Below are 23,455 nucleotides of genomic sequence, written 5' to 3' on the forward strand. Positions count from 1 at the left end.
TGGTCCTTTGCTCTTGTCGGGGCGGTGGACTGCAACGGCTATTCGATTGGACAGTGTAGCTGGAAGAGGTGTTCAACCTGTGCCGGCGTCTTCGCGGGCTGGCCACGAAGACGCCGGCATCGGTCAGCCGCGGTGACGGCCGCGGAAGTAGTTGATCAGGCCCTGGGTGGAACCATCTTCGGCGCTGTCTTCCAGGCTGCCGACGATACGCTGGTAGACACCCTTGCCCAGCTCCTTGCCCAGTTCCACACCCCACTGGTCGAAGGCGTTGATGCCCCAGATCACGCTCTGCACGAACACCTTGTGCTCATACATCGCCACCAGCGCGCCAAGGCGACGCGGGCTGATGCGTTCGACCACAAGGGTGTTGCTCGGGCGATTGCCCGGGATCACCTTGTGTGGTGCGAGCTTTTCGATGTCGGCTTCATTCAGGCCCTTTTGGCGCAGTTCGGCCTCGGCCTCCTCACGCGTTTTGCCCAGCATCAGCGCCTGGCTTTGCGACAGGCAGTTGGCGTACAGCCACTGATGGTGGTCGGCAACCGGGTTGAAGCTCACCACCGGGACAATGAAGTCGGCCGGGATCAGCTGGGTGCCTTGGTGCAGCAACTGGTGGTAGGCGTGCTGGCCGTTGCAGCCGACGCCGCCCCAGATCACCGGGCCGGTATCGGTCTTCACCGGCGTACCGTCGGTCAGCACGCTCTTACCGTTGGACTCCATGTCCAGCTGCTGCAGGTGTTTGGTGATGTTGCGCAGATAATGATCGTAAGGGAGGATCGCGTGGCTGCGGGCACCCCAGAAATTACCGTACCAGACGCCCAGCAGGGCCAGCAGCACCGGCATGTTTTTCTCGAACGGCGCGGTCTGGAAGTGCTGGTCCATGGTGTAGGCACCTGACAGCAGTTCCTTGAAGTTGGCGGTACCGATGGCCAGGGCGATCGGCAGCCCGATGGCCGACCACAGCGAATAGCGGCCGCCGACCCAGTCCCACATGGGGAAGATGTTCTCTTCGCGGATGCCGAAGGCTACGGCGGCAGCCTTGTTGCTGGATACGGCGATGAAGTGGCGATACAGCTCGGCTTCCGAACCGCCCTGGGCCAGGTACCAGGTACGTGCGGCCATGGCGTTTTTCAGGGTCTCGAGGGTGTTGAACGACTTGGACGAGACGATGAACAAGGTGGTTTCGGCGCGCAGGTTGGCCGACAGCTCATGGAACTCACTGCCATCGATGTTGGCCAGGTAGTGGCAGCGCACGCCGCGCTGGGCGTAGGGCAGCAGCGCCTCGGAAACCAGTTCAGGGCCCAGGAAAGAACCGCCGATGCCGATATTGACCACATCGGTGATCGGCTTTTCACTGTAGCCACGCCACAGCCCGTCGTGGATGCGCCCCACCAATTCCGTGATCTGGTTGAGTACCTTGTGTACCTCGGGCATCACGTTGACGCCGTTGACGCTGAGCTTGTCACCCACCGGGCGGCGCAGGGCAGTGTGCAGCACCGGGCGGCCTTCGGAGGCGTTGATGATTTCGCCGCTGAACATCGACTTGATCGCATCCTGCAGGCCGACTTGTTCAGCCAGTTGCACCAGCAGGTCACGGCTTTGTTCGTTGATCAGGTTTTTCGAGTAGTCGAGGAACAGGCCGCAGCAGCTCAGGGAAAATTCGTCGAAGCGCTTGGAGTCGGCGGCGAAGGCTTCGCGCATGCTGAAATCCTGCATGGCGTCGCGGTGCTGCTGGAGGGCCTGCCAGGCTGGCAGGGCCGTAACATCATGGGGTGTCCGGTAATACGCCATTGCGCAGAATTCCTTGTTGCGTAGTGTGGCCTTGGACAGGGGCGTCATGGCCAGGTTCAGGCAGGCCATCATTATAGGCATTGGTTGCGCGCAGGGAATGGGGCGGGGAGGGGAATTTGGGGCTGCAGGGCAGCTCCCCGGCATCACGCAGTTTTTTCGTCCAGATGCACATAAAGGTTGTCGATAAGCCGCGTGTTACCCAGGTAGGCCGCAACCAGAATCACCAGGTCCCGGTCATCGACCATCGCCGGGCGAAGGGTCAGCGCATGGCGTACCTGTAGATAGTCCGGGCGCAGGCCGGCCGCTGCCAGCTGAGCCTGCCCATCGGCAACCAGCGCTGCAAAGTCGCGCTGGCCACGGCTGATGGCGTCGCCGATCTGCTGCAGCGTGCGGTACACAACCGGGGCGGTAGCACGCTGTTCTGCCGTCAGGTAACCATTACGCGACGACAGCGCCAGGCCATCCTCGGCGCGCACGGTCGGCTCGCCGATGATCTGGATCGGCATGTTCAGGTCGCGCACCATGGCGCGAATCACCGCCAGTTGCTGGTAGTCCTTTTCGCCGAACACTGCGAGATCCGGCTGCACCATGTTGAACAGCTTGCTGACCACGGTGGCTACACCCTCGAAATGCCCCGGGCGGCTTGCGCCACACAGGCCTTCGGAAAGGTTCGGCACGCTGACGCGGGTCTGCACGGCCATACCGTCGGGGTACATCTCTTCGACAGTGGGAGCGAACAGCAGATTGCAACCAGCCTGGAGCAGGCGCTCCTGGTCGGCGGCGAGGGTGCGCGGGTATTTGTCGAGGTCTTCGTTGGCGCCGAACTGCAGCGGGTTGACGAAGATGCTGGCAACGACGAAGTCGGCACGTTGGGCCGCTTTGGTCACCAGCGCAGCATGGCCGCTGTGCAGGTTGCCCATGGTTGGCACGAAGCCGATACGCTTGCCCTCGCCACGGGCGCGCGCGATGGCGGCGCGCAGTTCACGGACGGTCTTGACTGTGTTCATGCGCTGAACCCGTGCTCACTCGCTGGGAAACTGACGTCTTTGACGGCCTTGACGTAGGCGGCAAGTGCGCTCCCGATGTCCGGTTGGCCGACCATGAAGTTCTTCACGAACTTCGGCACCCGGCCGCTCAGGGACAAGCCCAGCATGTCGTGCAGGACCAGCACCTGGCCGTCGGTCGCATTGCCTGCACCGATGCCGATCACTGGGATACTGACGGCCTGGGTAATCTCTGCGGCCAATTCGCTAGGTACGCATTCGAGCAGCAGCATGGCGGCGCCGGCCTGTTCCAGCGCGATGGCATCGGCGCGCATCTGCCGTGCCTGGGCTTCCTGGCGTCCCTGCACTTTATAACCGCCCAGAACGTTGACGGTTTGCGGGGTCAGGCCCATGTGGGCGCACACCGGCACGCCGCGCTCGGCCAGCAGGCGAATGGTCTCGGCCAGCCAGGCAGCGCCTTCAAGCTTGATCATGTGGGCGCCAGCCTGCATCAGCATGGCGCAGTTGGCGAAGGCCTGCTCGGGGGTGGCGTGGGCCATGAACGGCAGGTCGGCAAGAATCAGCGCTCCCTCGTTGCCGCGTTTGACGCAGGCGGTGTGGTAGGCCATTTCCGCTGTGGTGACGGGCAGCGTGCTGTCATGGCCCTGCAGGACCATCCCCAAGGAGTCGCCCACCAGCAACACTTCGACGCCGGCCTGGCTGGCAGCCTTGGCAAAGGTAGCGTCGTAGCAGGTCAGCATGGTGATCTTTTCACCCTTGGCCTTGAGGCCGTGCAGGGTGGTCAGGGTTACTTCAGGCATGTAGGAAAATCCTCGTTCAGGCGCTGTGAAAAACGACCGCCAACAACGCGTGTAGTCATCTTCCGGAGCGGCACATCATCGCGTGTGATGTTCGGGGCACAGGTCCGTCCGGGCCTAAATACGGGTATGCGGCACTTTGGTGCCACACGGGACGCCTATAGTCGTGAGCGAGGTGGGGGAAGTCAATCACCCTGTTACCGCATTGTTACTAACAGGGTGTTACTGGCGTTACCGCCCTTGAGGAAAGGCCTCAAGCGCCTGGGCTACAGGCGCTCCAGGCCGACAAACGGGCAGGCTTGGAGCAACTGGGCAAGCGGGCGGCCGTCGGCCAGGTGAAAGTCGTCTGCCACCAGTTCGGCCAGTGGGTAAAGCACGAAGGGGCGGGCATGCATGTGGTAGTGCGGCACCTGCAGTCGTGGCACATCGATGACGTGATCGCCGAACAGCAAGATGTCCAGGTCGAGCGTGCGTGGGCCCCAGCGTTCCTTGCGTACACGGCCCTGTTCATTCTCGATGGCTTGCAGGGCGTCCAGCAGGTCCAGGGGGGCGAGTGAGGTATCCAGGGCGGCGACGGCGTTGGTGTAACGCGGCTGGCCAGGCAGCAGGGAGTCGCTGGTGTACAGGGCAGAGGCCGCCACCAGGCGGGTGCTCGCGACCCGATCCAGCGCCTGCAAGGCGTTGCCCAGTTGCTCGGCAGGCGCATCCAGGTTGCTGCCAAGGCCGATGTAGGCGCGAGTGGTCACTCGAACGCCTCATCGCCACCACGTTTGCGCTTGCTGGTGCTGCGCTTGCGCTTGCGTGGGCCGGCCCCGGTGCCTTCATCACGGCTGCCCAGCTCGCGGATCATCTCGCGACGCTCTGAGTCGTTTGCATCCTGGTAATCGGTCCACCACTGGCCAAGGTCGTCGGTTTCTTCGCCTGCGCTTTCGCGCAGCAGCAGGAAATCGTAGCCGGCGCGGAAGCGGGGGTTGTCGAGCAGCACGTCGGCGCGTTTGCCGCTGCGTCGTGGCAGGCGTTCCTGCATGTCCCAGATCTCGCGGATGGGCAGGGTGAAACGCTTCGGAATGGCAATGCGCGCACACTGCTCGGCAATCAGGTCGTGGGCTGCGCCATTCATGGCCGGGATCGGCGGTACGCCCTGGTTTTGCAGGTGCAGTACGCGGCTTGGCAGGGCTGGCCAGAGCAGGGCGGCGAACAGGAAGGCCGGGGTCACCGGTTTGCCTTGCTTGATACGCAGATCAGTGTTGCTCAGCGCCTGGCTGATCAGGGTATGGGTGTAGGTCGGGCGCTCTTCCAGTGCATGCGCACTGGCCGGGAACAGCGGCTCGAACAACGCCAGGTCGACCAGCATCTCGAAGACGATCGCGCCTTGGCCGGACAGGAACAGCTTTAGGCATTCCTCGAACAGCCGCGCAGGCGGGATCTCGCGCAGCAGGGGTGCCAGGCCACGGATCGGCTGGAAAGTGTGCTTTTCGATGCCGAAGTCGAGTTTGGCGGCGAAACGCACCGCACGCAGCATGCGCACCGGGTCTTCCTGGTAGCGATGCGTCGGGTCACCGATCAGGCGCAACAAGCGGTTGCGTACGTCGTGCACGCCGTTGGCGTAATCGAGGACGCGCTCGCTGACCGGGTCGTAGTACAGGGCGTTGATGGTGAAGTCGCGGCGTTGCGCGTCTTCTTCCAGGCTGCCATATACGTTGTCACGCAGAATGCGACCACTGGCATTGTGCGACGAACGGTGACTGTCACCTTGGTCGTCTTCTGAATGATGGGCACGGAAGGTCGCGACTTCGATGATTTCACGGCCGAAATGCACGTGAACCAGCTTGAAGCGACGGCCGATGATGCGCGCATTGCGGAACTCGGCACGTACCTGCTCAGGTGTTGCACTGGTGGCGACGTCGAAGTCCTTGGGCGTGATGCCCAGCATCAGGTCGCGCACGCAACCACCGACCAGGTAGGCCTGGTAGCCCGCGCCTTGCAGGCGCTCGACGATATTCACCGCATGGCGGCTGAACTGGTGGCGCTGCAGCGAGTGTTGGCTCTTGTTGATCACCTCAGGCGTGGTGCGCTTGTGGTGCTGGCCCGGTACGGGAGGGCGGAAAGACTGGAACAGCTTCTTCAGCATGGGATGCACTGTGTGAAGGAATGTTCGGCCAAGAATAGGAGAATGGCCGCATGATGGGCGGGGATTCTAGCATTTACTCGGGGAATGGTGTAGGCGGTAGCAGGATGGACTGCCAGAAGGGAGAAACGACAAGGGGAGCCTAAGCTCCCCAAGAAGTCGTTGCGTGCTCTTATTGTTTTTATGCCGGGCTTCTTGTTTTTGTTGAGTGCCCTGCCCACAAATCTCAAAGCTTGTGGACGACCCCCAATCCGGGGGTTAAGAGCAAACGGATTGCTTTGGCCGCTGATGTCACGCTGATCATTCGATCCAACCAGTTCAGGCGCTGCTTTTTAGTGCAGTTTTTGTTGTTCTCTGCCTGGTCGTGGGGCAAGCCCCAAACACGCATCCTCTCCAAAAGAATCAGTTAGCTGCGCCTCCGCCGTCTTGTTTTTATTGTGCGTGAGCCGTTTCGTCTTGTTCTTATTCTGAGTTGCAGTGCTTGTTATTGTTCTTGTACTGAACATATAGCAGGTGGCGTGCCAACTTTTACAAATCCAATGAAATCAATGGTTTGGCAGGTTTTTGAGAAGGCTGGCGGGTGGTAAATGTCGGAATTTCGTTACCGTACGCCTCGGGAACTGTTACGGCGCAAAGATTGGGTAACAGATTTTTGCGGGGACTGATGTGTTACCACGGATTGCTACGACCTGTTCAGCGTCCATGCGATCGAGCGCCGCGCGGGCGGCGCTCGATCTGACTGGTGCCACCTTGGCTGCGGCGTGCACCATCGGAGTCGCTCATTCGCTGGTAGCGTTGCTCTTGCGGCGCGGTATGCCCAGGCGTTGGCGGCGTTCCCACAGGCACTTGCGGCTGACCCCGAGCTTGCGGGCCAGCTCGGTTTCGGTCATATGGTCCTGGTGCTCAAGCACGAAATGCTGGAAGTAGTCTTCCAGCGACAGATCCTCGGTCGGCTCATGGCTAGCGTTGCTGGCAGCGCCCGCGGCCATCGCGCTGTCGAGAATGTCGTCATCGTCCATATCGCTCAGCTCGATATCGATACCCAGCAGTTCGGCCGATATTTCCGCGCTCTCGCTCAGAATCACCGCACGCTCTACGGCGTTCTCCAGTTCGCGCACGTTGCCCGGCCAGCTGTAATGACGAATGGCTTGCTCGGCTTCAGACGAGAAGTGCAGGTCGTCACGACCGATGCGGGCGCTCTGCCTGGCGAGGAAGGCGCTGGCGATCTCGTTGACGTCACTGCCGCGCTCGCGCAGGGCTGGCAATTTCAGGGCAATCACATGCAGACGATAGTAAAGGTCTTCACGGAATTGCCCAGCCTTGGCCAGGTTTTTCAGGTCGCGGTGGGTCGCGGCAATCAGGCGCACATCGACTTTTTGCGACTGTACCGAACCTACGCGGCGGATTTCGCCCTCCTGCAATACGCGCAGCAGCCGGGCCTGGGCTTCCAGTGGCAGTTCACCGATCTCATCGAGGAACAGGGTGCCGCCGTCTGCCGCTTCTACCAGGCCGGCACGCCCGGCGCTGGCACCGGTGAACGCACCTTTTTCGTGGCCGAACAGTTCCGACTCGATCAAGGTTTCGGGAATGGCCGCGCAGTTCACCGAGATCATCGGCGCTTTGGCGCGCCGTGACAGGTTGTGCAGGGCACGGGCTACCAGTTCCTTGCCGGTACCGGACTCACCTTGGATTAGTACGTTGGAATCGGTGGGCGCCACCTTGCGGATCTTGCTGTACATATCCTGCATGGGGGGGCACGAGCCAATGATGCCGATCTCGCCATTGGCAGATGCCGGGGCGCCTTTGTCGGCAGGCGCGGCCTTGCCGTTGCTGCGTGGCTCGGCGGCTGGGGCGGGTGCCGGCGCGCTCTGCCGGTCGCGCAGAATGCGCGCCACGGCCTGGAGCATTTCGTCGTGGTCGAAAGGCTTGGCGATGTAGTCCACCGCGCCCATCTTCATCGAGTCCACCGCCGAGCGCAGGCTGGCGTAACTGGTCATGATCAGCACCGGTGTGCCTTGGCCGAGCTTGATCAACTCGGTTCCCGGCGCGCCGGGCAGGCGCAGGTCGCTGACGATCAGGTCGAAGGTGGCAATGCTGAAGCGTTCCTGGGCTTCCTGCACCGAGCCGGCTTCGCTGACCTGGTACTGGTTCCGCTCAAGCAGGCGACGCAAGGCCGAGCGGATGATGGTTTCGTCTTCGACGATCAGAATATGCGGCATTGATTCAATTCTCTCGACGGTCTCGAATTTCAGGGGACGTCGCTACGACATGCCGGGGCAGGGTCACGCGGATCCGTGTGCCACGTTGCCGTTCGATGTCGGCCGGGCTGTCGATGGTGATTTGCCCATAATGCTCTTCCACGATGGAATAGACCAGAGCGAGCCCTAGTCCGGTTCCCTCGCCCGGGTCCTTGGTGGTGAAGAAAGGTTCGAACAGGCGGTCCATGATGTTCTTCGGAATCCCACTGCCTTCGTCCTCGACGATCAGGTCGACGGTGTGCTCGCTGACCTCAGTGCGTACCCGCACGGCGCTGCCGGGCGGCGAAGCGTCGCGCGCGTTGGAGAGCAGGTTGATCAGTACCTGGGCCAGGCGCTGAGGGTCCCCCTCGGCCCAGTGGTCGGGGTCGCAGAGGTTGAAGAACTGTACTTCGAAATTGCGCCGGTTCAACGCCAGCAGACCGATGGCATCCTGGGCGACTTCGGCCAGGCACACAGGCTCTTCGCTGTTCTGGTGGCTACCGCCGGCATGGGCAAAGCTCATCAGCGACTGCACGATGCGCGATACCCGTTTGGTCTGTTCGAGGATCTGGCTCGACAATTCGATGATCTCGCCGTCGCCTTCGCGCTCCTCACGCAGGTTTTGCGCCAGGCACGCGATGCCCGTGATCGGATTGCCGATCTCGTGGGCCACGCCCGCAGCCAGGCGGCCGATGCTGGCCAGGCGTTCAGAGTGCACCAGCTTGTCTTCCAGGGCCTGGGTCTCGGTGAGGTCTTCGACCAGCAGTACCAGGCCGCTGTTGCCGGGTGCCAGTGGCTCATCGATGGCTGCTTTGTGCAGGTTCAGCCAGCGCGGCTGACCGTCCAGTGCCAGGCGCTGCTTGTGCAAGTGCTCATCAGGCACGTTGATGAAACCTTGCAGGAGGCCGCGCCAGGGTTCATCGATGGTTACCAGACGCGACCCGACCACGTGTTTGGCGGCGATGCCGGTCAGCTCCTCCATGGCCTTGTTCCACATCAGGATTTCCTGGTCCTTGGCCAGCGAGCAGACGCCCATGGGCAGCTCCTGCAGGGTCTGGCGGTGGTAGCGGCGCAAGGCATCGAGTTCAGCAGCCAGGCCCGTCAGGCGCGAGTGGTAATCTTCCAGGCGGCTTTCGATGAAGTGGATGTCTTCGGTGACGTAATTCTCGTTGCCTGACTTGTAAGGCAGGAAGGTTTCGACCATGTCCTGGGCCACGCTCGGCCCCATCAGGCCCGACAGGTTGGCTTCGATGCGGTCGCGCAGGCGGCGCAGGGCATAGGGGCGGCGCTCGTCGAACGGCAGGTAGAGGTCACGCAGCGCTTGTTCGACTTCCTTCTGTGCAGCCTTGGCACCCAGTGGCTTGGCCAGTTGGGTGGCGAATTCCTGCGGTGAGGCAGCATGCAGCTCGCGGCGCTGGGGCCGTCGCACGTTGTCCACCGCGCATGCTTCGGCGGCGCTGACTTCCTCGCTGCTGGCGTTGGTGAACAGTGAAATCAGCGTGAACAACAACACGTTGGCTGCCAGCGAGGCAATCGCTGCCATGTGCCAGCTGGTGTCGTCGAGCACATAGATCATGTCCAGCAGCGGGATGTAGAAGCCCTGCAGATTACCCAGCAGGGGCAGCAGCATGGTCACCATCCATACCAGGGTGCCGGCCAGCAGGCCGGCGATGAAGCCACGGCGGTTGGCGGTCGGCCAGTACAGCACCGACAGCACCCCAGGCAGGAACTGCAAGGTGGCGACGAAGGCGACGATGCCCAGGTTGGCGAGGCTTTGGTGGGTGTTCTGGTTCAGGTAGAACATGAAACCGGCGGTGATGATGGCGACGATCAGTGCGCGGCGGGTCCATTTCAGCCAGCGGTAGATGTTGCCTTCGGCCGGTGGCTGGTACAACGGCAGCACCAGGTGGTTGAGCGCCATGCCCGACAGCGCCAGGGTGGTGACGATGATCAGGCCGCTGGCGGCAGACAAGCCACCGACATAGGCGAGCAGTGCCAGCGCCTTGTTGTTGGCGGCGATGCCAAGGCCCAGTGTGAAGTACTCGGGGTTGGTACTGGCGCCCAGGCGCAGGCCTGCCCACAGCACCAGCGGCACGGCCAGGCTCATCAACAGCAGGAACAGCGGCAGGCCCCAGCTGGCGCTGACCAGTGAACGCGGGTTGAGGTTTTCGGTGAAGGCCATGTGGTACATGTGCGGCATGACGATGGCCGAGGCGAAGAACACCAGCAGCAGGGTGCGCCATGGGCCCTCCTGCAGGGGGGTGTGCAGCGCTGCCAGAGCGGTCTGGTTCTGCAGCAGCCACACTTCCAGTCCGTGCGGGCCCCCGAACACACCGTACAGGGCGTACAGGCCAATCCCGCCCAAGGCCAGCAGCTTGATCACCGACTCGAAGGCGATGGCGAACACCAGCCCCTCATGCTTTTCGCGCGTGGCGATGTGGCGTGAGCCGAAGAAGATGGTGAACAGGATGATCAGTGCGCAGAAGGCAAAGGCCACCCTGGCCTTGACCGGTTCACCGGTGAGAATGCTGATCGAGTCGGCCACTGCCTGAATTTGCAGCGCCAGCAGTGGAAGCACCCCGATCAGCATGAAAATGGTCGTCAGCGCACCGGCCCAGGTGCTGCGAAAGCGAAAGGCCAGTAGGTCGGCCAGTGACGACAACTGGTAGGTGCGTGTGATCTTGAGGATCGGGTAAAGCAGCACCGGCGCCAGCAGGAAGGCGCCGGACACCCCAAGGTAACAGGCGAGGAAGCCGTAGCCATATTGATAGGCCAGGCCCACCGAGCCGTAGAACGCCCATGCACTGGCGTAGACGCCCAGCGACAGGGTGTAGGTCAGCGGGTGGCGAATGATCGAGCGGGGTATCAACCCACGCTCGCTGATCCAGGCCACGCCGAACAGCACCATCAGGTACGCGGCGCTGATCAGGATCATCTGGGTCAGGCTAAAGCTCATCGGCATCTCGTTGGCTCTGCAGGATGAAGGTGACGACGATCAGGATCAGCCAGAGCAGGTAAGGGCGGTACCAGGCACCGGTCGGTTCGATCCACCAGTCCATGATGGCCGGGGAGAACAGGTAGATCCCCACGACCAGAAGCAGGACCAAACGATAGATGTACATGCTGGCCTCGATGGTTGGGCGCTGCGGGCTTGGACTTATTATTGGCGCAAATGGCTGGAGCGATGCTAGCGGGAATCGGTGGTGTTCGCCAAGGGTTTGAAATTATTGGGCTTTTGTTTTGAGACGTTAGTTGCCTGTAGTGGCCCTATCACCGGCAGGCCGGCGACAGGGCCGGCAATGCTTCAGTACAAATCAGCCTCCGGCACCGTAGTTCGCTGTGCAATGGCCTCTGGCTGCCAGCGCTGGCGCGCCACGGCCAAAACTTCAGCCGGCGTCGCCGTCAACAACTGAGGGTCGGCTTCCTGGCCCAACGCCCGCAATGCCCGCAACAGCAACGGCGTTGCTTGGCTAGCCTCAAGCGGCGGCGAACGGTACGACTTGCCCAGCTTGTGCCCATCAGGTTGCACGATCAGCGGAATGTGCAGGTAACGCGGCTGGGAGAAGCCCAGCAATTCCTGCAGGTACAGCTGGCGCGGAGTGTTGTCGAGCAGGTCGGCCCCGCGCACGATGTCGGTAACACCTTGCCAGGCATCATCCAGCACAACTGCCAGCTGGTACGCATACAGCCCGTCGCGGCGTTGAATCACGAAATCGCCCACCTCGCGCCCAAGATGTTGTTGGAACGTCCCTTGCACCCGATCGGTAAAGCGGTAGATCAGTTCTGGTACCCGCAGGCGGATGGCCGCGCCTTCACGGGCATGCCCGGCGTTGCGGCAAAACCCTGGATAGATGCCGTTGTAGCCTTCGAGCTGCTTGCGCGAACAGGTGCAGGCATAGGCCAGGCCCATATTGAACATGCGGTCGACCACTTGTGCATAAGCCGGGTGGCGCTGGCTCTGAAAGACAACCTCGCCGTCCCATTCCAGCCCATAGCGCTCCAAGGTCTGCAGGATTGCATCACGGGCGCCCGGCATTTCTCGTGGCGGGTCGGTGTCTTCCACGCGTAGCAGCCAGCGGCCATTGACCGCGCGGGCGTCAAGCCAGGAGGCGAGGGCGGCGACCAGCGAGCCGAAGTGCAGAAAACCGCTGGGCGTGGGGGCGAAGCGTCCGATATAGCGGGAGTCGTTCATGGGTGGTCGTGCGTATGAAATGAAACGGGGCGCATTATGCGCCCCGTTCGGGTAGGAGAAGGATCAGCCTTTGCCGACTGTTTTTTCCTTTTTCTCCGCGATTTCCTTGCAGTCGAAGCACAGGTCGGCAGTCGGACGGGCTTCCAGGCGGCGCAGGCCGATCTCGATACCGCAGGAATCGCACCAGCCGTACTCGTCGTCCTGAATTTTCTGCAGGGTCTTGTCGATCTTCTTGATCAGCTTGCGCTCGCGATCGCGGTTGCGCAGCTCCAGGGCGAATTCCTCTTCCTGGCTGGCGCGGTCAGCCGGGTCGGGGAAGTTGGCAGCTTCGTCCTTCATGTGATCCACGGTGCGATCCACACTGGTCATCAGTTCCTGTTTCCAGGCACCGAGAAGCTTGGTGAAGTGCTTTTTCATGGGCTCGCCCATGTACGCCTCACCCTTGCTTTCGACGTAGGGCTCGACACCGTACATGGTCTGGACTTTTTGCTTTTCTACGGTGGACATGAATAGACCGCCTCTCACTCATCTGATCCAATGCGCAGGATGCTCCATCTCCGGCACCCGCCGGCCCTGCGACTGCGAGCCGCCGAACTTACCAGATAGATCGGGGGTGCGCTAGCCCGCCCGGTCCTAGCTGTTGACAGCGCCGTGAAGCGCACGTTCGGTGCCGCGCAGAGGTAGAATCACCAGTTTAGACCCAATTGAGAGAAGGTCATGGCTCACCCCTACAGTGCGCGCAGCCGCGCCATCGAACCCTTCCACGTCATGGCGTTGCTGGCGCGGGCCAACGAGCTGCAAGCGGCCGGTCATGATGTGATCCACCTGGAAATCGGCGAGCCGGACTTCACCACTGCCGCGCCTATCGTCGAGGCAGGCCAGGCAGCGCTGGCTGCCGGGCATACCCGCTACACCGCCGCGCGTGGCCTGCCGGCACTGCGCGAGGCGATTGCGGATTTTTACGACCAGCGTTATGGCGTTGCGGTAGACCCTGAACGCATCCTGATCACCCCGGGGGGCTCCGGTGCGCTGCTGTTGGCCAGCAGCCTGCTGGTCGACCCGGGCAAGCACTGGCTGTTGGCAGACCCCGGCTACCCATGCAACCGCCACTTCCTACGACTGGTCGAAGGTGGTGCGCAACTGGTACCTGTCGGCCCTGAGGTGAACTATCAGCTGACCGCCGACCTGGTGGCCCGTCACTGGAACCAGGACACTGTCGGTGCCCTGGTCGCCTCGCCAGCCAACCCTACCGGTACAGTGCTGGAGCGTGATGAGCTGGCCAGCCTGTCCAAGGCCACCCGCGAACGAAATGGCCACCTGGTGGTGGACGAGATCTACCACGGGCTGACGTACGGCATGGACGCTCCGAGCGTCCTGGAAGTGGATGATTCGGCATTCGTCCTGAATAGTTTTTCCAAGTATTTCGGCATGACCGGGTGGCGGCTTGGCTGGCTGGTTGCCCCGCCTGACGCCGTGGCCGATCTGGAAAAGCTGGCGCAAAATCTGTACATCAGCGCGCCAAGCATGGCCCAGCACGCCGCACTGGCCTGCTTCCAGCCTGAAACCCTGGCAATTTTCGAAGCGCGCCGCGCCGAGTTTGCCCGTCGTCGCGACTACTTGTTGCCCGCCCTGCGCGAACTGGGCTTCCGCATTGCCGTGGAGCCGCAGGGCGCGTTCTATTTATATGCAGACATCAGTGCCTTTGGTGGCGATGCCTTTGCCTTCTGCCGGCACTTTCTGGAAACCGAGCACCTGGCGTTCACCCCGGGCCTGGACTTTGGTCGCCACCTGGCCGGCCATCATGTGCGCTTCGCCTACACCCAGAGCCTGCCGCGGCTGGAGGAGGCGGTCCAGCGCATCGCCCGTGGCTTGCGGAGCTGGCAAGGCTGATGGTGTTCTTTCCTCCACTCGAACAGGGGCGGCTGTTGCGCCGCTACAAGCGGTTCCTGGCGGACATCGAACTGGCCAATGGGGAGCAACTGACCATCCACTGCCCCAACACCGGCTCCATGCTCAATTGCATGCGCGAGGGCGGGCAGGTCTGGTTCAGTCGCTCCAACGACCCCAAGCGCAAGCTGCCGGGCACCTGGGAAATCAGTGAGACGCCCCAGGGGCGGCTGGCCTGCGTCAACACGGGGCGGGCCAACGCGCTGGTCGAGGAAGCGCTTCGCGCCGGCGTGATCCGAGAGCTGGCGGGCTTCACTGCACTCAAGCGTGAGGTGGCCTACGGTGAAGAAGGCAGCCGCGTGGACTTTCGCCTGGAGTTCGACCACGGCCCGGCCTACGTCGAGGTCAAGAGCGTGACACTGGGGTACCCGGATACGGCAGTGGCCGCGTTCCCGGATGCTGTCACCCAGCGCGGTGCCAAGCACCTGCGCGAACTGGCGACGCTGGCCCGGCAAGGTATACGTGCGGTGCAGTTGTACTGTGTGAACCTGACAGGCATCGAAGCTGTGCGTCCGGCCGACGAGATCGATGCGGCCTATGCCCGGGCACTGCGCGCTGCTGTGGCGGATGGGGTAGAGGTGCTGGCCTATGGTGCGCGCCTGGATGCCGAACTCATCGTCATCGACCGTCCGCTACCGGTGCTGCTTAACCCCTGAGCCAGATGCCCTGGCTGTCTTCCAGGCAGTCCAGGGCCTGCAGCGCTTCACCTTCGCAGGGGCCTGACACGCATTCGCCATTTTCTATCAGGAACAGAGCGCCGTGATGGGCGCAGTGGATCAGGCTGGCACTGTCATCGAGAAATGCGTCCGCCTGCCAGTTCAAGGGGATACCCCGGTGCGGGCAGCGGTTGCGATACAGGTGCACCCGGCCCTGGCGGCGCACGCCGAACAGTTCGCTGCCGTCTACGCTGAAGGCGCGGCTGTGGCCCTCGGCCAGCGCTGCGGAAGTACAAAGGAAGTGCATTTGCAGGAACGACTCGTGAAACAAGTGATGGCTTGACGCGCCAATGCGAATAATTATCAAATTGCCCGCATTCGCTGCGCCCGGTTGTCTATGGTGCGCAGTTCCGCCGTTCGCCACAAGGCGTTTGGCTCGCCTTCAGAAGGAATCCGATGATGCGTCGTCCCGCTGCCTTGCTTGCCTTGTGCGCAGCCTTGGTTGCTTCCACCCAGGCCCTGGCCGCCGAACTGCCACAGCGCTGGGTCAGTGCCGGCGGTGCATTGAGCGAGTGGGTCAGCGCACTGGGCGGCGAGCCGCGCCTGGTCGGTGTGGATACCACCAGCCAGCATCCTGAGTCACTCAAGGGCCTGCCAAGTGTCGGTTACCAGCGCCAGTTGTCGGCCGAGGGCATTCTCAGCTTGCGCCCGGATGTGCTGGTGGGCACAGAAGAGATGGGGCCGCCACCTGTGCTTGCGCAAATCCGCAAAGCCGGTGTTCGAGTGGAGCTGCTCTCCAGCAAGGCTGACCTCGCCGCCGTGGACGCAAACCTCAAGCAGTTGGGTATGTTGCTCGGCGCCGAGCAGAAGGCCGCGCAACTCGCTGCCGATTATCATCAGCAGCTCGAGGTATTGCAGGTGCAGGTCAAGGAGGCTCAGGCCAACCACAAGGTGCCGGGTGTGCTGTTGCTGGTCGGCCATGCCGGTGCCAAACCGCTGATTGCCGGGCAGGGCACCGCAGGTGACTGGGTGCTGCGTCAGGCAGGTGGGCGAAACCTGGCGGAGCATCAGGGATACAAGAATTTCTCCAATGAGGCGTTGGCGGCGCTGGACCCGGATGTCGTGGTGTTCTCCGACCGCGCCTTGGTCGGCGAACAGGCCCTGCAGGCACTGCTCAAGGAAAACCCGGCGCTGGCCACCTCCCGCGCGGTACGCGACAAGCGCCTGGTGCCACTTGACCCGACCTTGCTGGTCGGCGGCCTTGGCCCGCGCTTGCCGGTGGCCCTGCAAGACCTGGCGGCTGCGTTCTACCCGGCGGTAAAGGTCAGCTTCACGCAATGAAGCAGCGCGTGCAGCCACGTACACTGATTATCTGCCTGAGCCTGCTGTGTCTGTTGGCGGTATGGCTTTCCCTCGCGTTGGGCCCTGTGAGCTTGCCGCTGTTCGATACCTTGCGCGCGGGCCTGCGGTTATCGGGGCTGCGCATTGATGGCGAAGGCCTGCAGCAGGCCGAAATGATCCTGGGCCAGATTCGCCTGCCACGCACACTGCTGGGTTTGGCAGTGGGGGCGGTGCTGGCGCTGTGCGGTGTGGCCATGCAGGGGTTGTTCCGCAATCCGCTGGCCGACCCTGGGCTTGTGGGCGTATCCGCCGGTGCAGCAATGGGCGCCGCAGTGGCTATCGTTGGCGGTAGTTGGTTTGGCGGCATGCCTGAGGCTTTCGCACCTTACTTATTGTCACTGTGCGCCTTCGTCGGAGGCCTCGGGGTCACCGCGCTGGTGTATCGCCTTGGGCGGCGCGACGGGCAGACCAATGTGGCCACAATGTTGCTGGCCGGTGTAGCCATGACCGCGCTGGGGGGCGCGGCGGTTGGCCTGTTTTCCTATCTGGCCGACGACGCCACCCTGCGCACGCTGACCTTCTGGAACCTGGGCAGTCTCAATGGTGCCAGCTACGACCGGCTTTGGCCGTTACTGATCGTTGCCGCAAGCGTCGCGCTGTGGTTGCCGCGCCGGGCGCGGGCGCTCAATGCCTTGCTGCTGGGCGAGTCCGAGGCGCGGCACCTGGGGATCGAGGTGGAGCGGCTCAAGCGCGAGTTGGTGTTCTGCACGGCCTTGGGTGTGGGAGCGGCCGTGGCGGCGGCTGGGCTTATCGGCTTCATCGGCCTGGTGGTACCGCACCTGGTGCGCTTGCTGGCCGGGCCTGATCACCGCGTGGTGTTGCCCGCCTCGCTTTTGGCCGGCGGCGTGCTGATGCTGCTCGCCGACTTGGTGGCACGGTTGGCGCTGGCGCCGGCCGAGTTGCCGATCGGTATCGTCACGGCATTTATCGGTGCGCCGTTTTTCCTGGTTCTGCTGATCAGAGGGCGCAGTTGATGTTGCAAGTCGAGGGCCTGTACCTGCGTCGTGGTGGGAATGAAGTACTGCATGACATCCACTTGCAATTGCACCCGGGCCAGGTCATGGGCGTGCTCGGCCCGAATGGTGCCGGCAAGAGCAGCCTGCTGGGCGTGCTGTGTGGCGAGCTGTCGCCCGGCCAAGGAAGCGTGACGCTGCAGGGCCGGCCGTTGGCCGATTGGCCCGGGCAGGCTCGGGCCAGGCGCCTGGCGGTGTTGCCGCAGGTGTCCAGCCTGGGCTTTGCGTTCAGGGTCGAGGAAGTGGTGGGCATGGGGCGAATGCCGCATGACAGCGGCCAGCTACGTGACGCCGAGATCGTTGAGGCGGCTTTGCGCGCAGCGGATGCCTGGCACCTGCTGGGGCGCAGTTACCTGGCGTTGTCGGGCGGGGAGCGGCAACGGGTGCATCTGGCCCGCGTACTGGCTCAGCTGTGGCCGGGTGAGGAGGGGAGTACGCTGTTGCTTGACGAGCCGACCTCGATGCTCGACCCCTTGCACCAGCACACCACCTTGCAAGCCGTGCGCAGTTTTGCCGATCGCGGCGCAGCGGTATTGGTGATCCTGCATGACCTGAACCTGGCGGCGCGCTACTGTGATCGTGTCCTGTTGCTCGAAGGCGGCCGTGCCCATGCTCTGGCGTCGCCGCAGGAGGTATTGACGCCTATGGCGCTCAAGGCCGTGTTCGGCATTGACGTATTGGTACAGGCCCATCCGGAACGTGGGCATCCGCTGATCATTACCCGCTAGGAGGCGTTGCCCATGCATCATTCAGTACTGTCCGGCGCGTTGCTGGGCTTGTTGCTGGCGTTGGGGGGCTGCCAGGCCAGCTTTCCGCCGTTACCCGCCTGGCAGAGTAGCGAGGGGCGTGACAGCGCAGAGCTGGGGCAAATCCACGATCTGGCCAGCGGCAAGGTCATCAGCCCGGAACAGCTGGTCGAGCAACTGGTTGGCGTACCGCGAGTGCTGGTAGGCGAAAAGCATGACAATGCCGACCATCACGCCTTGCAACTTTGGTTGATGCGCGCGATGCAGGCCCGGCGAGCGCAGGGCAGCCTGCTTCTGGAAATGCTGCAACCGGAGCAACAGTCACGGGTCGATGCGGTTGAAGGCCAGGCCCGGTTGCCGCAGGACCTGCCCAAGGCCCTGGCGTGGCAGGAGGGCTGGGACTGGCAGCTGTACGGGCCGATCGTACGGGAAGCACTGGGTAACCATATTCCCCTTCTGGCCGCCAACCTGTCGCCTGGCGAAATTCGCCAAGCCTATCGGCAGGCGGCGGCGGTGCCGGGGGCGCAGTCCAATGCCCCGTCAGTAAAGGCGGCATTGCTCGAGCAGGTGAGGGCCGGGCACTGTAATTTGCTCCCCGAGAGCCAGTTGCCGGCCATGCTGGCCGTTCAGCAACAACGTGACCGGCGCATTGCCGAGCGGCTGCTCTCGGCGCCGCAGCCGGCCTTGGTGTTTGCCGGTGCATTCCACGCACGCAAGGACTTGGGCGTGCCATTACACCTTGCCGACCTGGGTGCAGAGGGGCAGAGCAAGGTGCTGCTGTTGGCCGAGGTTGGTCAGCAGGTCAGTGCGGGGATGGCAGATTTTGTTTGGTATACAGCCGCGACGCCGGAGCAGGATTATTGCGCAGCGTTGCGTAATTAGGCGGGGAAGCGCGGGCGCTGAAGAGGCAGTGACAGGCAAAAAAAGACCCGGCAAAAAATGCCGGGTCAATAACCGTGATTAGCCTGATGAGGAGATAATCTGAGAGTCCGAACCAGGGGCTTTCAGGTTACCCAACCAGTCTCGCGACCAGTTGTGATAATCATAACGATTCTCATTACTGCGTCAATCCCCATCTGATGTTTATTTCGCATTTTTTTGCGCAGGGCATTTCGCATCGAGTTGTTGATTGAGCGCTTGCTTGCGCTCGGCTGGCAAATCGTTCCAGTGCATGTCCAGCAGCGCGCCTTCAATGGCGTACAGCAACACCTTCGACGCCCGGAATCCTCGGGTTTTCACGGCCTGGTACGCACCTACCGCGCCGAGTCGACGCAAATCCGATGCACTGTGGATACCGGCCGCATGCAACCACTGCGCGGAGGTCTTTCCAAGATTCTTCAGATGCTGCAATTCATCGTTCATCGAGCCTCCTTGCGATGGCTGAACGGGTCTTAGGGATAAATCGCGAGCAGGTCAGAGAGGAGTGTAGCGGGGGTTGGAAAATGCGCGGCCTTTTGCCATCGGGGGCGACGAGATGCCCTGTCTGCGCCGGAGGGAGGTGTTCGGGCCGGCCAATCGCCGGCCCGAATTGCGTTGAGTTTAAAGACCTGGCAAACGCTGACGGATCTGATCGATCACCTGGTCCATGCTGCTGGCATCCTGAGTATCAACGCGCGTGCTCTGCTGCAGTTCCACATCATCCAACGGCTCACGGCTGGCCTGTTGTGCCTTGACCACTTCCAGGGTGGCGTCCGACGGGTCGCTAGCCTGGGCCTGGCGCTGCTCCAGCCAACTGGCGATGACCGCCTCCGGTGCCTGGCAATCGAGGATCAGCAATGGCACGCCGGTACCGCTCGCAACCTCGGCTGCGGCCTTGCGGTGTTCGTGCTTGAGGTAAGTGGCATCGAGCACTACCGGGAAGCCTGCGCGCAGGATTGTCGCGGCAAGCTGGTGCAGGCGCTGGTAAGTGGCGGTGCTGGCATCGTTGTCGTAGATGCCGGCTTGCAGTTGGCCTGCTTCGGCTTTTTGCTGTTCACCGAACAGGCGCTTGCGCTCCACATCCGAACGCACGCGCACGGCGCCCAAGGCTTCGACCAGGCGCATGGCGACGTGGCTCTTGCCCACGGCCGAGACGCCATGGGTGATGGCTAGCAGGCGCGAAGGGATGGCACTGTAGCTTTCTGCCAGGTTGGCGTAGTTGCGGTAGGTGCGCAGGCTGGTGGCGCGCTGTACGCCATCGGCATCGGCCGGCATGCTGAACAGGGCGATCTTTGCCCGGACCAGAGCGCGGTAGGCTTTGTAGAAGTTCAGCACTTCCAGGCCTTCATAGTCGCCGGTCAGTTCCAGGTACTGGCTGACAAAGCGCCGAGCCAGGCATTTGAGACCACGGTCTTCCAGGTCCATGGCGAGGAAACCGGTGTCGGCCCAGACGTCGGTCATGCGGAACGGTTCGTTGAACTCGATGCAGTCGAAGATCACGACCTTGCCATCGATCACCGTAGCGTTACCCAAATGAATGTCGCCATGGCATTCGCGTGTGAAACCATTGGCCTTGCGCGCCGCGAACAGGCCTTCAAGACGCTCGAAACTGCTGCGCGCCCAGGCCTGAAGATTGTCTAGCTGCTGCAGGTCGGCCTTGTCACTGAGGAACGGGCGGATCTGCTCGAAGTTCTGCTCGACCGGGGCCATGACACTTTCAGGAGAGCCATATGGCTGCTCGGCGGGCACTTTCGGAGTCTGCAGGTGGAATTCGGCGATCTGCCGGGCCATCTGGTCAATGTGGCCGGCATTCAGTTCACCGTTAGCCTGCAGGGTGTTGAGCATCTGCCCCTGCGGGAACTGACGCATTTTCAGCGCGTACTCGATCGCCGCACCTTCACCGCCAAGCTGAGGTGCTTCGGCGCTGCCAGTGATCGGCAGCACTTCCAGGTACAGACCGTCCGTCAGGCGCTGGTTCAGGCGCAACTCTTCGTTACAGAAATGCTGGCGCTGATCAAGCCCGGTGAAGTCGAGGAAGCCGAAATTCATCGGCTTCTTGATCTTGTAGGCGTATTCGCCAGTGAGCAGGACCCAGGAGATGTGCGTCTCGATGAGTTGGAACCCGTCCACGGGGTGAGGGTAGAGGGCAGGGTTCTGCAACGCTTTGATCAAGGCTTGGCTCACGGGAAATCCTTCCGGGGGCAGGGAATTCGAAGGCGCCATTATGGTCAATGGTGCCGTCCCTGCATACCGCCAGAGGGCGCCTGCCCAGCCTTTACAAAGTGCGTATAATCCGCCGCCATGACTCGAACCCGAAATTCCCGTACTCCTAAGAAACGCCCGACCGGCCGCTCGCGCGCCTGGCTGGGCTGGGCGTTGAAGCTCAGCCTGGTCGGCCTGGTGATCATTGCCGGCTTCGCGGTTTACCTCGATGCTGTCGTCCAGGAGAAGTTCTCCGGCAAGCGTTGGACCATCCCTGCCAAGGTGTACGCCCGGCCGCTGGAGCTGTTCGTCGGCCAGAAGCTGAGCAAGAACGACTTCCTCACCGAACTCGATGCCCTCGGCTACCGGCGTGAAAGCGCGGCCAATGGCCCGGGCGCTGCGGCTGTCAACGGTAACACCGTCGACCTCAACACCCGCGGCTTCCAGTTTTACGAGGGTATGGAACCCGCGCAGTTCGTGCGTGTGCGCTTCTCCGGCGACTACGTTGCCGGGCTGTCCGGCGCCAACAATGGCAAGCTGGATGTGGTGCGCCTCGAGCCGTTGATGATCGGGGGCATCTACCCGAAGAACCTTGAGGACCGCATCCTGATCAAGATCGATCAGGTGCCGCCGTACTTGCTCGAAACCCTGGTGGCAACGGAAGACCGAGACTTCTATAGCCACTTCGGCGTGTCGCCCAAGTCCATCGCTCGCGCAATCTGGGTCAATACTTCCGCCGGTACCATGCGCCAGGGTGGCAGTACCCTGACCCAGCAGTTGGTGAAGAACTTCTACCTGACCAGCGAGCGCACACTCAGCCGCAAGCTGACCGAAGCGATGATGGCCGTACTGCTGGAGATGCACTACGACAAGCGTGAAATTCTCGAGGCCTACCTCAACGAGGTATTCGTCGGCCAAGATGGGCAGCGCGCCGTGCATGGGTTTGGCCTGGCCAGCCAGTTCTTCTTCAGCCAACCGCTGTCGGAACTCAAATTGCACCAGATCGCCCTGTTGGTGGGTATGGTCAAAGGGCCTTCCTACTACAACCCGCGTCGCCACCCCGAACGGGCTCTGGCGCGGCGTAACCTGGTCCTGGACCTTGTGGCCGAGCAGGGCGTTGCGAGCCAGGAAGCGGTCGATGCGGCGAAGAAGATGCCGCTGGGCGTGACCAAGCGAGGCAGCCTGGCCGACAGTTCGTTCCCGGCCTTCCTCGACCTGGTCAAGCGTCAGCTGCGCCAGGACTATCGCGATGAAGACTTGACTGAAGAGGGCCTGCGCATCTTCACCAGTTTCGACCCGATCCTGCAGATGAAGGCCGAAACCTCGATGAATGAGACCTTCAAGCGTCTGTCAGGGCGCAAAGGCGCTGACGAGGTCGAGTCGGCGATGGTCGTGACCAACCCGGAAACAGGTGAGGTGCAGGCGCTTATCGGCAGTCGTCAGGCCGGATTCGCCGGCTTCAACCGTGCCATCGATGCCGTGCGGCCGATTGGCTCGCTGGTCAAACCGGCGGTGTATCTGACCGCGCTGGAGCAGCCGAGCAAGTACACCCTTACCAGTTGGGTGCAGGACGAGGCGTTTTCGGTCAAGGGCGCCAATGGCCAAGTGTGGCGCCCGCAAAACTATGACCGCCGCCCGCATGGCACCATTTACCTGTACCAGGGGCTGGCCAACTCCTACAACCTGTCGACCGCCAAGATCGGCCTGGAAGTGGGTGTGCCCAACGTCATCAAGACCATCGGCCGGCTCGGGGTCAATGTCGACTGGCCAGCGTTCCCGGCAATGCTGCTGGGGGCTGGTGGCATGTCGCCGATGCAAGTGGCGACCATGTACCAGACCATCGCCAATGGCGGTTTCAATACGCCGATGCGCGGTATCCGCAGTGTGCTCACCGCCGAAGGTGAGCCGCTCAAGCGTTACCCGTTCCAGATCCAGCAGACCTTCGATCCGGGCTCCATCTACCTGGTACAGAACGCGATGCAGCGGGTGATGCGCGAAGGTACCGGCCGCTCCGTGTACAACGTGCTGCCCAGGTCGCTGACCCTGGCGGGCAAGACCGGTACCAGTAACGACTCGCGTGACAGCTGGTTCTCAGGCTTCAGCCAGGACCTGCTGGCGGTGGTGTGGATGGGCCGAGACGATAACGGCAAGACACCGTTCACCGGTGCCACTGGCGCACTGCAGGTGTGGACCAGCTTCATGAAGAAGGCTGACCCGCTGCCGCTGGACATGCCGCAACCGGACAACGTTGTACAGGCCTGGATCGACCCCTACAGTGGGCAGGGTTCCGACGCAAGCTGTCCGGGAGCGGTGCAGATGCCGTATATTCGCGGGAGCGAACCGCCCGCCGGCGCGATCTGTGGCGGCGAGCAGAATCCGGCAGAATCGGTCATGGACTGGGTCAAAGGCTGGATGAATTAAGCCCT

The 23,455-nt window shown here is 62.5% G+C and carries 20 protein-coding genes; 7 read left to right on the plus strand and 13 right to left on the minus strand.

Annotated features, from left to right (window positions below; genetic code table 11):
* Window positions 1-123 precede the first annotated feature (123 nt).
* The 10 genes from pgi to dksA form a co-directional block, all read right to left on the minus strand.
* Window positions 124-1,788, minus strand: coding sequence for a glucose-6-phosphate isomerase (gene pgi / locus ACW4TB_RS24085; RefSeq protein ID WP_012312664.1), 1,665 nt, complete (start codon window positions 1,786-1,788; stop codon window positions 124-126).
* Window positions 1,789-1,931: 143 nt separating this feature from the next.
* Window positions 1,932-2,795 (minus strand): pantoate--beta-alanine ligase, encoded by an 864-nt coding sequence (gene panC / locus ACW4TB_RS24090; protein ID WP_012312665.1) that lies wholly within the window; start codon window positions 2,793-2,795, stop codon window positions 1,932-1,934.
* Complete coding sequence (gene panB / locus ACW4TB_RS24095; protein ID WP_012312666.1) at window positions 2,792-3,592, minus strand: 3-methyl-2-oxobutanoate hydroxymethyltransferase; 801 nt, start codon at window positions 3,590-3,592, stop codon at window positions 2,792-2,794. The genes panC and panB overlap by 4 nt, the downstream gene beginning before the upstream one ends.
* A gap of 263 nt (window positions 3,593-3,855) precedes the next feature.
* Window positions 3,856-4,335, minus strand: a complete 480-nt coding sequence (folK, locus tag ACW4TB_RS24100; protein WP_012312667.1) for a 2-amino-4-hydroxy-6-hydroxymethyldihydropteridine diphosphokinase — start codon at window positions 4,333-4,335, stop codon at window positions 3,856-3,858.
* Complete coding sequence (locus tag ACW4TB_RS24105; RefSeq protein WP_254467128.1) at window positions 4,332-5,720, minus strand: polynucleotide adenylyltransferase PcnB; 1,389 nt, start codon at window positions 5,718-5,720, stop codon at window positions 4,332-4,334. The genes folK and ACW4TB_RS24105 overlap by 4 nt, the downstream gene beginning before the upstream one ends.
* Window positions 5,721-6,496: 776 nt before the next feature.
* Complete coding sequence (locus ACW4TB_RS24110) at window positions 6,497-7,936, minus strand: sigma-54-dependent transcriptional regulator (RefSeq protein ID WP_012312669.1); 1,440 nt, start codon at window positions 7,934-7,936, stop codon at window positions 6,497-6,499.
* A 4-nt stretch (window positions 7,937-7,940) separates the two neighbouring features.
* Window positions 7,941-10,910, minus strand: coding sequence for a sensor histidine kinase (locus tag ACW4TB_RS24115; RefSeq protein ID WP_042111137.1), 2,970 nt, complete (start codon window positions 10,908-10,910; stop codon window positions 7,941-7,943).
* Complete coding sequence (locus ACW4TB_RS24120) at window positions 10,900-11,076, minus strand: hypothetical protein (RefSeq protein WP_003250005.1); 177 nt, start codon at window positions 11,074-11,076, stop codon at window positions 10,900-10,902. The genes ACW4TB_RS24115 and ACW4TB_RS24120 overlap by 11 nt, the downstream gene beginning before the upstream one ends.
* Window positions 11,077-11,258: 182 nt before the next feature.
* Window positions 11,259-12,146: a tRNA glutamyl-Q(34) synthetase GluQRS gene (gene gluQRS / locus ACW4TB_RS24125; protein ID WP_012312671.1), complete on the minus strand. Its 888-nt coding sequence runs from the start codon at window positions 12,144-12,146 to the stop codon at window positions 11,259-11,261.
* Window positions 12,147-12,209: 63 nt separating this feature from the next.
* The gene (gene dksA / locus ACW4TB_RS24130) at window positions 12,210-12,653 is read right to left on the minus strand and encodes an RNA polymerase-binding protein DksA (protein ID WP_012312672.1); all 444 of its coding nucleotides are present in this window, start codon (window positions 12,651-12,653) and stop codon (window positions 12,210-12,212) included.
* Between the two features lie 210 nt (window positions 12,654-12,863).
* Between dksA and ACW4TB_RS24135 the strand changes: the two genes are divergently transcribed.
* Together ACW4TB_RS24135 and sfsA are read left to right on the plus strand one after the other, a co-directional pair.
* Entirely contained in the window at window positions 12,864-14,036 is a 1,173-nt protein-coding gene (locus ACW4TB_RS24135) for a pyridoxal phosphate-dependent aminotransferase (protein WP_279933648.1), read from the plus strand.
* On the plus strand, window positions 14,036-14,749 hold the full coding sequence (gene sfsA / locus ACW4TB_RS24140; protein ID WP_012312674.1) for a DNA/RNA nuclease SfsA: 714 nt from the start codon (window positions 14,036-14,038) through the stop codon (window positions 14,747-14,749). The genes ACW4TB_RS24135 and sfsA overlap by 1 nt, the downstream gene beginning before the upstream one ends.
* Here sfsA and ACW4TB_RS24145 read toward each other — a convergent pair.
* A complete protein-coding gene (locus ACW4TB_RS24145) occupies window positions 14,739-15,056 on the minus strand; it encodes a Rieske (2Fe-2S) protein (RefSeq protein ID WP_012312675.1) in 318 nt (105 codons plus the stop codon). The genes sfsA and ACW4TB_RS24145 overlap by 11 nt on opposite strands.
* 152 nt (window positions 15,057-15,208) lie before the next feature.
* On the opposite strand from ACW4TB_RS24145, the gene ACW4TB_RS24150 reads away from it, so the two are divergent.
* The 4 genes from ACW4TB_RS24150 to ACW4TB_RS24165 are packed head-to-tail and all read left to right on the plus strand — an operon-like array spanning window position 15,209 to window position 18,791.
* Window positions 15,209-16,090, plus strand: coding sequence for a heme/hemin ABC transporter substrate-binding protein (locus ACW4TB_RS24150; protein ID WP_455843095.1), 882 nt, complete (start codon window positions 15,209-15,211; stop codon window positions 16,088-16,090).
* 8 nt (window positions 16,091-16,098) lie between these two features.
* Entirely contained in the window at window positions 16,099-17,124 is a 1,026-nt protein-coding gene (locus tag ACW4TB_RS24155) for a FecCD family ABC transporter permease (protein ID WP_455843096.1), read from the plus strand.
* The gene (locus ACW4TB_RS24160) at window positions 17,124-17,891 is read left to right on the plus strand and encodes a heme ABC transporter ATP-binding protein (RefSeq protein WP_012312678.1); all 768 of its coding nucleotides are present in this window, start codon (window positions 17,124-17,126) and stop codon (window positions 17,889-17,891) included. Before ACW4TB_RS24155 ends, ACW4TB_RS24160 begins: the two co-directional genes overlap by 1 nt.
* 12 nt (window positions 17,892-17,903) lie before the next feature.
* The gene (locus ACW4TB_RS24165) at window positions 17,904-18,791 is read left to right on the plus strand and encodes a ChaN family lipoprotein (protein WP_254467131.1); all 888 of its coding nucleotides are present in this window, start codon (window positions 17,904-17,906) and stop codon (window positions 18,789-18,791) included.
* 201 nt (window positions 18,792-18,992) lie between these two features.
* Here the strand turns inward: ACW4TB_RS24165 and ACW4TB_RS24170 are convergent, their stop codons facing one another.
* Complete coding sequence (locus ACW4TB_RS24170) at window positions 18,993-19,271, minus strand: TfoX/Sxy family protein (protein WP_012312680.1); 279 nt, start codon at window positions 19,269-19,271, stop codon at window positions 18,993-18,995.
* 177 nt (window positions 19,272-19,448) lie between these two features.
* On the minus strand, window positions 19,449-21,011 hold the full coding sequence (locus tag ACW4TB_RS24175) for a bifunctional aminoglycoside phosphotransferase/ATP-binding protein (protein WP_279933649.1): 1,563 nt from the start codon (window positions 21,009-21,011) through the stop codon (window positions 19,449-19,451).
* A 117-nt stretch (window positions 21,012-21,128) separates the two neighbouring features.
* Between ACW4TB_RS24175 and mrcB the strand changes: the two genes are divergently transcribed.
* Window positions 21,129-23,450, plus strand: a complete 2,322-nt coding sequence (mrcB, locus tag ACW4TB_RS24180; protein WP_012312682.1) for a penicillin-binding protein 1B — start codon at window positions 21,129-21,131, stop codon at window positions 23,448-23,450.
* Window positions 23,451-23,455: the final 5 nt, after the last annotated feature.

The sequence above is a fragment of the Lelliottia jeotgali genome (assembly GCF_977070485.1).

What these genes read in the sequence shown, in the direction of transcription:
- pgi (WP_012312664.1), bottom strand. Translation starts at nt 1,788, where the DNA reads ATGGCGTATTACCGGACACCCCATGATGTTACGGCCCTGCCAGCCTGG.
- panC (WP_012312665.1), bottom strand. Translation starts at nt 2,795, where the DNA reads ATGAACACAGTCAAGACCGTCCGTGAACTGCGCGCCGCCATCGCGCGC.
- panB (WP_012312666.1), bottom strand. Translation starts at nt 3,592, where the DNA reads ATGCCTGAAGTAACCCTGACCACCCTGCACGGCCTCAAGGCCAAGGGT.
- ACW4TB_RS24105 (WP_254467128.1), bottom strand. Translation starts at nt 5,720, where the DNA reads ATGCTGAAGAAGCTGTTCCAGTCTTTCCGCCCTCCCGTACCGGGCCAG.
- ACW4TB_RS24110 (WP_012312669.1), bottom strand. Translation starts at nt 7,936, where the DNA reads ATGCCGCATATTCTGATCGTCGAAGACGAAACCATCATCCGCTCGGCC.
- ACW4TB_RS24115 (WP_042111137.1), bottom strand. Translation starts at nt 10,910, where the DNA reads ATGAGCTTTAGCCTGACCCAGATGATCCTGATCAGCGCCGCGTACCTG.
- ACW4TB_RS24120 (WP_003250005.1), bottom strand. Translation starts at nt 11,076, where the DNA reads ATGTACATCTATCGTTTGGTCCTGCTTCTGGTCGTGGGGATCTACCTG.
- gluQRS (WP_012312671.1), bottom strand. Translation starts at nt 12,146, where the DNA reads ATGAACGACTCCCGCTATATCGGACGCTTCGCCCCCACGCCCAGCGGT.
- dksA (WP_012312672.1), bottom strand. Translation starts at nt 12,653, where the DNA reads ATGTCCACCGTAGAAAAGCAAAAAGTCCAGACCATGTACGGTGTCGAG.
- ACW4TB_RS24135 (WP_279933648.1), top strand. Translation starts at nt 12,864, where the DNA reads ATGGCTCACCCCTACAGTGCGCGCAGCCGCGCCATCGAACCCTTCCAC.
- sfsA (WP_012312674.1), top strand. Translation starts at nt 14,036, where the DNA reads ATGGTGTTCTTTCCTCCACTCGAACAGGGGCGGCTGTTGCGCCGCTAC.
- ACW4TB_RS24145 (WP_012312675.1), bottom strand. Translation starts at nt 15,056, where the DNA reads ATGCACTTCCTTTGTACTTCCGCAGCGCTGGCCGAGGGCCACAGCCGC.
- ACW4TB_RS24150 (WP_455843095.1), top strand. Translation starts at nt 15,209, where the DNA reads ATGCGTCGTCCCGCTGCCTTGCTTGCCTTGTGCGCAGCCTTGGTTGCT.
- ACW4TB_RS24160 (WP_012312678.1), top strand. Translation starts at nt 17,124, where the DNA reads ATGTTGCAAGTCGAGGGCCTGTACCTGCGTCGTGGTGGGAATGAAGTA.
- ACW4TB_RS24165 (WP_254467131.1), top strand. Translation starts at nt 17,904, where the DNA reads ATGCATCATTCAGTACTGTCCGGCGCGTTGCTGGGCTTGTTGCTGGCG.
- ACW4TB_RS24170 (WP_012312680.1), bottom strand. Translation starts at nt 19,271, where the DNA reads ATGAACGATGAATTGCAGCATCTGAAGAATCTTGGAAAGACCTCCGCG.
- mrcB (WP_012312682.1), top strand. Translation starts at nt 21,129, where the DNA reads ATGACTCGAACCCGAAATTCCCGTACTCCTAAGAAACGCCCGACCGGC.